Below are 10,140 nucleotides of genomic sequence, written 5' to 3'. Positions count from 1 at the left end.
CCGAATGGCTGTTGGCGGACAGAGGCTATGATGCTGATTGGTTCAGAGATGCCTTGAAAGACAAAGGCATAAACGTCTGTATCCCCGGTCGGAAGTCCCGCAAGGAGGCCGTGAAATACGACAAGCGACGATATAAACGACGCAACCGCATCGAGATCATGTTCGGTCGCCTCAAAGACTGGCGACGGGTCGCCACACGATACGACCGACGACCAGAGACCTTCTTCTCAGCCATCGCTCTCGCCGCAACGGTGATGTTCTGGCTATGAGCAAGAACGAGTCCTGAGCCTAGGCAGGATCGGCCTCGAATTTGGGCAAGGCCATCAATTGCTCGCGGGTCTTGGGCAGATAAATCCGCAACTCGTTTTCCTTGCGATAGGCCACGAGCTCCTCGACCGGGATAGCGACGCGATGTTCGCCCATGCCGAGAAAGCCACCAACATCAATTACCGCTTGGGTGATCGCGCCCGGATCCGCCGAGCTCATCGCATCGGCCGATTGCGCCGGGGGCGTCGTGGCATCGGTCGGGCTCATCGTCGTCGCATCATGGCCGACATTGCCGATCTTGTCGCCTTCGACCTTGGCGGCCTCACCGGTGGCGGGCGCGGTGGTTGCCATGCCGGTCGGTTCGGTGGTCGTCACCGGGGCTATCGGATCAGAGACCGGATTGACCGCACTGACCGGAGGGGTCACGCCCATGCCGGCGGTGGTTCCATTGGCAAAGACCAGACCATGGACCTCGCCGATGCGTTCGCCCGTCGCGTCATAGACCGTCACACCGTCGAGATTTTCGGCGCTGAACACGATTTTGTCGGCCATATAGCCTTCGGGCGCTGTGATTGTTGGCGCGGTCATTGGCGCTGTCGGGGCGGCGGGATCCGCCGCAGGTGGCGTCGTCGCTGTCTGTGCCACGGCGCTGCCGCCTGCAAGCAACAGTATAAGAGCGGTTGTCGAGAATAGTCTGCTCATCCTCTCCTCCATACGCAGTGAAGCGTGGGAGTTGCGAACCTGCAAAGAGCGGAATTGTTCCCGAGGGCCAAACCTCAGGTTACGCCCGCTCAGTTCGTTACCTTATGCGGCGGGTTCGGACCATGCCCCTGCCGATTGGGATCTTCGGTCACCAGATTGGCTGGATCGATGCGCTGAAGGCGCTGATTGATGACATTCGGCCCCGGGTGCCGCAATGCATCGGGACCGCCGTGATTGGTCTCACTTTCGACGGGCGCCGGGCCTCCCGAGCGCACCGGGTGCACGGGTGCTGGTCTGACCGCAAGCGAAAGCCCTAGTCCCAAACCTATCCCCAGCCCGACGAAACCCGCAACCACGCCGATGAAGGGCATGGCGAGATGCCAGCCGGGACTCATCCATTCCGGTAGAAAGCCATAATCGACGACAAGCGCCAAAAGGGCGGTGCCCAATCCGACGATCCAAGCGTGACCAATGCCGCGAAACAGCAATGTTGCGATCACCGCCCAGAACAGACTTGAAACCACATGGATGAGCAGGCCGAACCCGCTATGGGTCAGGTCGAGACCTCTGACCTGCGCCACTTCCGGGCCGAAAAAGGCTTGGGTGGTGACATTTAGGGGCATCCAGAACGGGTGACCAGCGAGCATTGCAGCCACGCCCAGCACCAAGCCCGAGACGAGCGCGGCCAAAAGCCCGGCTCGCAAAGTTGTCGTCAAGAATCCGGAACTCTCTGCCATCGTTGCCTCACCAGAATAGAGGTCGAGAACCTGTCTTCCGCGCCGATGTTCCAAACTTCACAAAGCAGGCTCGAGGGCCTCGCGCAGGATCCGCCTTGCCCGGTTCACCCGGCTTTTGATGGTGCCGATATCGCAATCGAGAATTCGCGCGGCGTCGATATAACTCTCACCGAAACCGCCGACGAGAACGATCGCATCGCGGTAATGGGCGGGCATATCGCGAAGGACACGTCGCACCTCGATCGCCTGCATATACCATTCCTGCCCGGCCTCGACCCGGGGCTGATCCGAGACGCAATCGACGCCTCCGGTCAATTCGCGGGCCGATTTACGGCAATTCGTCAAAAAGCGGTTGCGCATGATGGTAAAGAGCCAAGCCCGCAGATTTGTGCCCGGCTGAAAGCTGTCTGCATATTCGATGGCGCGCAGCAGCGTCTCTTGCACCAGATCCTCGGCTTGGGAAAATGATCTGCACAAGCAGCGCGAATAGGCCCGAAGCGCGGGTATCTGGTCGACGATCTCGTCTTTCAACATGGAGAAGCCTCCCCTGTCCATCCTCAGGGACGCAAACGTCGAGACGGCGGCTTGGTTCCGGCTGAGCGGCGCGTGGGCGCTACCTCGCCCATTGCGAGTCAGATAGCGCGCCCGCTCACTGCCGCGCCTCGGCAAGGGCTTTGGCCAAGCGATCGGCCAGCTCTTGCAAGCGGGGAGAAAGGGGTTCTTTGCGCGTCTGTTCCAGCAAATCGGACAATGCCTTGTCCAGTTCCGGCTCGAGGCGCGGTGCTTCATCCTTGTCCGGCATTGGCAATCCCGTCATCTCGCCTTCCTTTGAACCCGCAAGAACCATTAAGCTGGCCGGATGTGCCCCAAAACCTCGCCTTCGGGTGATCACAATTACGAGAAGAGTAGCAAATCCCCGGGAATATTCAACGTAAGGCGGCGGCTCAATCGAGCCATTCGGCGACGAGTTCGAGCACGGCCCGAAAAATCGCGTCACCTTCCTCGTTGCGGATCACCACCCAGACGGCGTGACGATCGCCGTCGGGCATCACATCCCGCGCCAGTGGCGGCAAGACCGAGATTGCCATGTTTCGCGCGGCAGCCCGATCCGGCAGGGCCTGCCCGTCATCATCCGAAGTGAAGCGCAGCCCGTCGTCGATATCGAAATAAAAGCGGGGCATGGGCGTCAGCTTTCCGGCGGCAGATGCAGGTAATCGGGATTGAATTCCGAGAACTCCATCAGCCGCGCAATATCGGGAATGGTGATCTGGCGGTCGCGCAACTCGATCAACCCGTCCTGACGCAGGGCCGCGATGACGCGCTGTGCATGGACCACAGTGATGCCCAGCGTGTCGGCAAGCTGCTCTTGCGTCACCGAGCCCGAACGCGCCATGCGGCAGCATCCCGCCGCGATCATCGGCATCATCCTGGCGCTCGTGGTTGCGGGGGTCGCCTTGGTCTGGTGGATGGGGGCCGATCCCGTAGCCGAAGACGATGTCAGTCGCACAGTGGTGCCCGAGGCTCCAGCGGGCACTCCTGCCGCCGGCAGCCTGCCTGAGAACTAGCCAAATGGCTCCCCGCGTCTTCTGGAAGGGATATCTCAAGATGTCTCTGGTAACGTGTCCGGTTACCATGATGCCCGCCACAAGCGACAGCGGAAAGGTCCGGTTCCACACTTTGAACGCCCGCAACGGACACCGCATCGTGAGCCGATTTGTCCACGAGGTCAGCGGCAAGACCGTTGAGGATGACGATCAGGCCAAGGGCTATCCCAAAAGTGAAGACGAGCATGTACTGATCGAGGATGATGAGTTGGATGTCGTGGCACTGGAAAGCACCCGCACCGTCGATATCGAGATGTTCATCCCCAGCGCCAGCATCGCGTGGATCTGGTACGACAAGCCGCATTATCTGAGCCCTTCGGATAAGATCGGCGAAGAGGCGTTTTCAGTTATCCGCGACGCGATGGCCGCGACGGGCAAGGTGGGGATCGCAAGGCTGGTTCTTTATCGTCGCGAACGCGCGGTGATGCTTGAGCCGCACGGCAAGGGCATCGTCCTTTGGACCCTGCGCTATGGCGATGAGGTCAGGGATGCGGGCGACTATTTCAACGAGACCGGCAAGACCAAGCCAGATGCGGCGCTGATGAAGCTGGTTGGCAACCTGATCGACCAGCAGATGGTTGATTGGGATGACAGCCTTGTGCAGCGCCACCGGGCAGGTCAGCTCGGAAATCTTCAGCATCCCTTTCCAGTTCGCCCGTGGTGCCAACGCACTGCCCCGCTTCCTCATGCCGTGGATAAACATCTTCAGGAATGCGAGGTTCCGGAGCCGGGGCGGGAATGTCGTCAGCGTAAAATCAAACCCTCGGCCCCAGATGGGCAAAGGGTTGACTTAACGCCAGATGACTGCCGCAGGCATTTACCCGCGAAGGATCACATATCCGGCCACTCGAAAGCTGGCGCGGCCTCGAGCGCTGCCTTGTTGGCGGTGAAGACGATGAAATAGTCGTTCTCGGAGTCGCCGTCGCGGATCACGCGAAGCTGGTCCATTGCGACAGCAACGGATTTCTCGCCCATACCGAGGAAGCCACCCACGTCAACAAGCACCGCCTTGAGCTGGCCGTCCTTGCTTAGAACCAGATCGCTGATCTCACCGACATTGTCCCAGCCCTCGTCGAGTTCATTGATCTGGGCGCTGGCATCGACATCGGCCTCGGAGACGTAAAGCCGCTTGCCGATAAAGGTCTCGGCGGACATATCGCCTGCTGTGGTCATATAGCTAAAGCCGGACGCCGGAGCAGTCGCAGTGGTCTCTGCCGGAGCGACCGCAGTAGTTTCCGCCGGAGCTACGGCAGTGTCCGCTGCGGGCGCAGTGGTCGCATTGTCTGCCTGTATCGGCGTAGCCGGTGCTTCTGTCGTCGCAGGCGGAGTGGTTTCCGTCGCGGTCTGAGCAAGGGCGGGACCAGCCAGCAATGCGACAACAGCGGTAGTTGCAAAGAACTTGTTCATGTCTCGATCTCCTTCTGTGCGGTCCGGTATCATCCGGTTGCTAGTTCAACAGGCAGAAAGCGGCATTGTTCCGACTAAAAATCATCGTTATCGGAGGTCAAAATGCGGAACCGAACTAGTCTTCTTGGATAAACACTACTTTCAGCGCTTGCAGGGCAATCTCACTTAATTGCTTATTGGTCCCCCTGAGCGCCGCCTCAGGCGCTGTCAGGCAAGAACTCGAAGCTGACACGCAGTCCCGGATCATTGTTGGAAAAAGTGATCTCTGTCCCAAGTTCGGCGGCTGCGAGTTGGGCGATCTTCATACCCAAGCCAGAGGAACCTGCCGTGGGCATTAGCTCCAATCCGCGACCGTTATCCGAGCTTGTCACCCGGACTCTGCCCTGCCCGATTGCTTCCAGACTGATCGAAACGAGGCCGGCCTTGCCCTGTGGGAACGCGTGCTTGAAGGCGTTCAGGACCAGCTCGTTAACCAACGTTCCCACCGCCACTGCCTGATCAGACGACACGTCGATCGAGATCAGTTTGGGAATGATGGTTAACCGAGGTGGGGCGAGCGCAGATAGCTGCGCGCAAATCGAGGCGAGATACTGGCCAAGATCAATGTGGCTGCTGCGTTCCGTCTTGTAAAGCAATTCGTGCATGGTGGAGATGGCGTCCACGCGGCTTTTGACTGAAGCGATCGCCGCGATCGCCTCCGGCTCACGCAGGCTGCGCATCTGAATCCGGACAAGCGACGACAGGGATTGCAGCGAATTTTTCACCCGGTGGTCGACCTCAAGGCGAAACATCCTAGACGCTTCCAGCTCCCTGCGAAGCTCAAGTTGTACCATCACCTGTCGTGCAAGAACCCGAAGGGCATTCTTCTGGTGCGACGAGAGGCGTCGCGGTCGATGATCGAGCACACATAGCGTTCCCAAAGGAAGTCCCTCAGGCGTTTTCAGGAGCGCACCCGCGTAAAAACGCAGACCCGTATCGCCGGCACACAGTGGATTGTCCGCCATGCGCGTATCCAGCGCGGTGTCTTCAATTTCGGTAAAATCATCCTGCAGAATTGCGTGGGCACAAATCGACGTCTCGAGCGGTGTTTCTCGAACGCCCAGTCCAACCTCGGACTTGAACCATTGCCGTTCGGCATCAATCAGGTTGATCACCGAGATGGGGGTGCCACAGATCGCCGAAGCGAGTTCGACGATCTCGTCAAACTCGGTTTCAAAATCAGTATCGAGAATGCCGTAGGATCGAAGAGCCTTGAGGCGCTGTGTCTGCTGCGTGTGTGTTTCCGCTTTCATGATGCCCTTCTTGCGAGAACCAGATTTCATAGCTTTTGAGGGGGACCAAGCCTGTACAGAGAAATCGCGCGAAAACCCGCATTGTGTCCAGATCGTCACGCATCGGCGATAAATGCCTCATCCACCCTTCCTCCTACTCGGCAAGCCCGCATAGAGGCTTGTGTTGCCCGCGATCCTGACAATCCAACATATGTGGTCACCTATGTCGATTTCTGGCATCGATGCCGCGGGAACAGATCGACGGATCGATTAGTTCAACAGCCAATCCAAGCTCCTAAAAATGATCATCCGTCTTGGAGAGTTGATGATTGCGAGGTCAAAGCACACCATGAGAGACCGTTTATCAGACTCATCCGAACTTCTTCAGCGCGCGGCCCTTGTAATGCTAGAGCTTTCCCGGCGCGACCTGTCTATTGCAACTGCCGAAAGCTGCACTGGCGGAGACTTCGCAGCACTTCTGACCGATGTGGAAGGGGTTTCTCACGCATTCGACAGCGGCTTTGTCGCCTATAGCGATGATGCAAAAATTCGTTGCCTCGGAATTGATCCGAAGCTGATAGCCGAACATGGAGCCGTCTCCCGAGAGGTCGCCGTTGCAATGGCAGACGGCGCATTGCAACGCTCGAGCGCCAATTTTGCCATTTCCGTCACGGGATTTGCCGGACCCACCGAGGAAGGACGCGAGGGGGACGTGCATTTTGCCCTAGCCGCCCGACAGGACTGGACGGTCGGACGTCATGAGAAATTCGGCCCTCTCGGCAGAGGCACCATCCGCGGCCTCTGCTTGCGCGTGCTACTCGACATGATCGAGGAACGTCTTTCGCAAGTAAATGATTAATCGCGCGAGCCGGAACCATATGGCGCGGGGCTGATAGAGGCCTCCACGCGCCATACGGCATTTACGGCGTCGCCTGCGACGAGAAAAACGCCCTTGCCATCGATCACGAGCCAAAGTGGTCCCCTTTGGCTTAACCCCTTAGGTTGAACTGGTCCCCACATCTTAAACGGTGTTATCGTCTTCCTGTTGAATCGGTAAGATCGATCTTGAATGGTCGGTCCCTCTCAGAGAGAGGTCTCGCCTGTCATTCGTACCCGCTCAAGCATTATCATGGCATAGTTCAGCCCAATTTCCGGACGCCGGCAGTCTCACTGCGCGAGGATGTTTGTCGCCAATGGTTGGCACATATCTGAAGCCTTCGAGACCGGCTCCGAAGTCCGCAAGGGGATCGGTGCTTGGATCAGCTATTACAATGAAAAGCTCCCACTGAACTGGCCCCCGTTTCGACCGGACACCCAGGCCTGAACATGAAGGCTTAGGCTTATGCCTGAGGACATGCTTATGGCTAACGTAGAGATCATCACTGATGGCGGCCGTCGTCGGCGCTGGAGCGCGGCGGAGAAGCTGCGGATCGTCGAGGAGACGCTGGAGGATCACGCCAGCATTTCGATCGTGGCGCGGCGTAATGGCGTGGCGCCGAACCTGCTGTATCGTTGGCGGCGTCTGATGCTCGTAGGAGGAAGCGTCGCCGTGACCGAGGATGACGATGTCACCAGCAACCGTGTCGTGCGCGAGATGGACAGCCGGATCCGCGAGCTGGAACGCCAGCTCGGGCGCAAAACCATGGAAGTGGAGATCCTGCGCGAGGCCTTGGACAAGTCACGGGTAAAAAAACCGACCTTGCTCGTGCGGTCGCAGCTGAAGGGCGATTTCCAGTGAAGGCGGTGGCAAAGACGCTGGGCGTGGTGCGATCGAACCTGATCGACCGCCTTCAGGGACGGAGCAGGCCACGGCGGGGCTATCACAAGGCCGAGGATGCCGATCTGATGCCGCAGATCATGGCCCTGGTCGCCGCGCGGCCGACCTATGGCTATCGCCGCATCACCGCGATCCTGAACCGGCAGCTGCGCTCGAACGGTGCCGCTCCGGTGAACCACAAGCGGACCTACCGGATCATGAAGTCCCATAACCTGCTGCTTGCGCGCAAATATTCCGAGCGGCCCGAGCATGTCCACGATGGCAAGGTGATCGTGATGCGCTCGAACCTGCGCTGGTGTTCGGACGGGTTCGAGTTCACCTGCTGGAACGGAGATGTCATCCGCGGGGCCTTCCTCATCGACGCCCATGACCGCGAGATCATCTCTTGGCGGGCCGTGGTAAACGCCGGGATCAGCGGCTCCGACATCCGCGACCTGTTGCTTGAGGCCGTCGAGCGGCGGTTCTCGGCCCTGCGTGCGCCATCGGTAATCGAGGTTCTCACCGATCGAGCCATCGCGGCGCCACCGGTTCGAGCCCGATGGCGAGGGGCTCACCTTACATCGCCAAGGACACTCAGATCTTCGCCCGCCAGCTCGGACTGAAGCCCTGCTTCACGCCGGTGCGCAGCCCGCAGAGCAACGGCATGTCCGAGGCTTTCGTGAAAACCCTGAAGCGTGATTACGTGCAGATCACCCCCCTGCCAGACGCCGAGACGGTCCTTGGATTGATCGGCTCATGGATCGAGGATTACAACGACAACCACCCGCACTCAGGGCTGAAGATGCGCTCGCCCCCGCGAGTTCATCGCAGCTGAAACCGCAACCGCCTGAGTGTCCGGCGAAACGGGGCAAGACCACCCACACTCATCGCATGTAGGTCAAGACGGCAGTATTGTTCGACCTTTCTAGCACCCGACCTGCGCGAGCCGAGGATGCTGACGACGGTGGACCTCACAGGTTTTTTACCCACCTGTTTGACAACTGATCGTAAACTATCTAGCCCCACAGGTGTCGCCCCGGATTCTGGAGGTTGGTACCGATCTCTTAGCAAGCCAACTTGGAGGTCACTTCGATGGCGACTGGCCCCTCCGAACTTGAAAAATTGAATTGTTCCTCCGACAGAGAGAGGAACGCTGAGGATAAGACGGCGCTCGAGTGCATACCGGATCTTATCCTTCACGCCAGAAGCATGGGCCTTGATGACAAAGCTGCTGAGGAACTGGTCGCACGCACGCTGACCTGGGCCATAGATCACGTTGAGCAGTTCAATCCCCGCTTTGGGCTAGTGAACTGGTTGATTTTCATTGCCGACATGTTGGAATGCGAGGTTTTTAACCGAAAGCGCGAGGATGCGACTCCCGAGTCTCGCTTGGACTGAAATGTAACAACCCGTCCGCCGGTGCGAGCGGAGGGGCGGTGATAACTATTGCTGTAGAGCTCTTGGATCGCCATCTTGCGCGGGTTGGCGGGTTGATGACCGGCGCCCGCGCATTAGAACCGATCCCACATCGCGAATCCAGTGCTGCTCTTCCTCAAGATCAACCATCGTCCGGGGCAGCATGGTAGCCAGTGCAGCTGGTGTGGCGTCCATCTCGACCGTACGAAATTGCCGATCACCGAGAATAAAAACGGCAAGTTGCGGACAGCCAGAGGGAGGCTCGCAGGCAGGCTGAGGTGTGTGCCTGTGACCTGCCACCTGCGTGATCTCGATCGCGGCTTCGATGCCGTCGCCGCGCTTCCCTCGGGCTAACGTGCGCCTGCGCTTGTGGTGAAAATCAGAGGGAGGGATAGTCTCAGGTCCGGACTTAAAAGCCCGGCGGGTATTGGATACGTATTTGTGACTTCGGAGTGGCCTACCTGGCGGGCGGCTTTGCCATGCTCGGCCTCGACGTTTAGGTGCGTCGCGATGCCGTCTTACTTTGCTAGCCCCCGAGGCGGCAAGCTGGTCGTTCAGCACGAGGAGGAGCAAATGCTGACGTTCGAACAGATCCGCGACCTGAACGACATTCCCGCCGACATGACCTGTCTTGAGGTGTTTTCGAACGGCACAATCACCGTCCGTTACAGTTTTGACGGCCCCGGCGGAACGAAGCCCGCAGCGGATCGAGAGCAGGGGTTAGCCAGCCCCCTTCGATGGCTTCATTGTCGACGCGGGGCCTACCTTCACCAAGGGGCTAAGTGGAACCCACGTTGGGGCAAGCTCATCCCACCGGCGTCATGAGTTTCGGGCGAATATGCGCCGGCCTCCATTTTGAGGCACACTCGGCTCATCCAGATGGAAAGGTGAGTAGAATGAGCGTCCCTGAAAACCTTCTGAGGCGGCAGCTGCCCAAACCCGCATATCGCGAACGTGCGGGCGAGCATATCTCCTATCAC

At 59.0% G+C, this 10,140-nt stretch carries 13 protein-coding genes and 1 pseudogene; 6 read left to right on the top strand and 8 right to left on the bottom strand.

Annotated elements, in window-relative coordinates:
• A partial coding sequence (locus GL300_RS25775) for a transposase (protein WP_155042536.1) occupies positions 1 to 269 on the top strand: 269 nt, incomplete at its 5' end.
• Positions 270 to 288: 19 nt separating this feature from the next.
• On the opposite strand, the gene GL300_RS25770 is transcribed toward GL300_RS25775, so the two are convergent.
• From GL300_RS25770 to GL300_RS25745, 6 genes are all read right to left on the bottom strand, one after another.
• A complete protein-coding gene (locus GL300_RS25770) occupies positions 289 to 819 on the bottom strand; it encodes a hypothetical protein (protein ID WP_246195462.1) in 531 nt (176 codons plus the stop codon).
• 239 nt (positions 820 to 1,058) lie between these two features.
• Complete coding sequence (locus GL300_RS25765) at positions 1,059 to 1,706, bottom strand: hypothetical protein (RefSeq protein ID WP_155042534.1); 648 nt, start codon at positions 1,704 to 1,706, stop codon at positions 1,059 to 1,061.
• A gap of 57 nt (positions 1,707 to 1,763) precedes the next feature.
• Positions 1,764 to 2,240 (bottom strand): sigma-70 family RNA polymerase sigma factor, encoded by a 477-nt coding sequence (locus GL300_RS25760; protein WP_155042533.1) that lies wholly within the window; start codon positions 2,238 to 2,240, stop codon positions 1,764 to 1,766.
• Positions 2,241 to 2,355: 115 nt separating this feature from the next.
• Entirely contained in the window at positions 2,356 to 2,508 is a 153-nt protein-coding gene (locus tag GL300_RS25755) for a hypothetical protein (protein ID WP_155042532.1), read from the bottom strand.
• 142 nt (positions 2,509 to 2,650) lie between these two features.
• Positions 2,651 to 2,887: a DUF6894 family protein gene (locus GL300_RS25750; protein ID WP_155042531.1), complete on the bottom strand. Its 237-nt coding sequence runs from the start codon at positions 2,885 to 2,887 to the stop codon at positions 2,651 to 2,653.
• Between the two features lie 5 nt (positions 2,888 to 2,892).
• Positions 2,893 to 3,123 carry a helix-turn-helix domain-containing protein gene (locus GL300_RS25745; protein WP_246195460.1) on the bottom strand — a complete coding sequence of 77 codons (231 nt, stop codon included), beginning with the start codon at positions 3,121 to 3,123 and terminating at the stop codon, positions 2,893 to 2,895.
• Positions 3,124 to 3,275: 152 nt separating this feature from the next.
• Between GL300_RS25745 and ku the strand changes: the two genes are divergently transcribed.
• Complete coding sequence (gene ku / locus GL300_RS25740; protein ID WP_155042529.1) at positions 3,276 to 4,214, top strand: non-homologous end joining protein Ku; 939 nt, start codon at positions 3,276 to 3,278, stop codon at positions 4,212 to 4,214.
• On the opposite strand, the gene GL300_RS25735 is transcribed toward ku, so the two are convergent.
• Both GL300_RS25735 and GL300_RS25730 read right to left on the bottom strand, forming a co-directional pair.
• The gene (locus tag GL300_RS25735; protein WP_155042528.1) at positions 4,142 to 4,717 is read right to left on the bottom strand and encodes a PRC-barrel domain-containing protein; all 576 of its coding nucleotides are present in this window, start codon (positions 4,715 to 4,717) and stop codon (positions 4,142 to 4,144) included. The genes ku and GL300_RS25735 overlap by 73 nt on opposite strands.
• 197 nt (positions 4,718 to 4,914) lie before the next feature.
• Complete coding sequence (locus tag GL300_RS25730; RefSeq protein ID WP_155042527.1) at positions 4,915 to 6,009, bottom strand: sensor histidine kinase; 1,095 nt, start codon at positions 6,007 to 6,009, stop codon at positions 4,915 to 4,917.
• A 280-nt stretch (positions 6,010 to 6,289) separates the two neighbouring features.
• Here GL300_RS25730 and GL300_RS25725 point away from each other — a divergent pair, with 280 nt between their 5' ends.
• From GL300_RS25725 to GL300_RS25710, 4 genes and pseudogenes are all read left to right on the top strand, one after another.
• Entirely contained in the window at positions 6,290 to 6,847 is a 558-nt protein-coding gene (locus tag GL300_RS25725; protein WP_246195456.1) for a CinA family protein, read from the top strand.
• A 483-nt stretch (positions 6,848 to 7,330) separates the two neighbouring features.
• A pseudogene (locus GL300_RS25720) lies at positions 7,331 to 8,595 on the top strand (IS3 family transposase).
• Positions 8,596 to 8,836: 241 nt separating this feature from the next.
• Complete coding sequence (locus tag GL300_RS25715) at positions 8,837 to 9,142, top strand: hypothetical protein (protein WP_155042526.1); 306 nt, start codon at positions 8,837 to 8,839, stop codon at positions 9,140 to 9,142.
• Positions 9,143 to 9,733: 591 nt separating this feature from the next.
• Entirely contained in the window at positions 9,734 to 9,985 is a 252-nt protein-coding gene (locus GL300_RS25710; RefSeq protein ID WP_155042525.1) for a hypothetical protein, read from the top strand.
• Positions 9,986 to 10,140: the final 155 nt, after the last annotated feature.

The organism is Paracoccus litorisediminis (assembly GCF_009711205.1).
In the GTDB taxonomy this organism is placed as follows: Bacteria; Pseudomonadota; Alphaproteobacteria; order Rhodobacterales; family Rhodobacteraceae; genus Paracoccus; species Paracoccus litorisediminis.
Note: the sequence above shows the minus strand (reverse complement) of the source record. Positions and strands in the feature narration are given on the sequence as shown.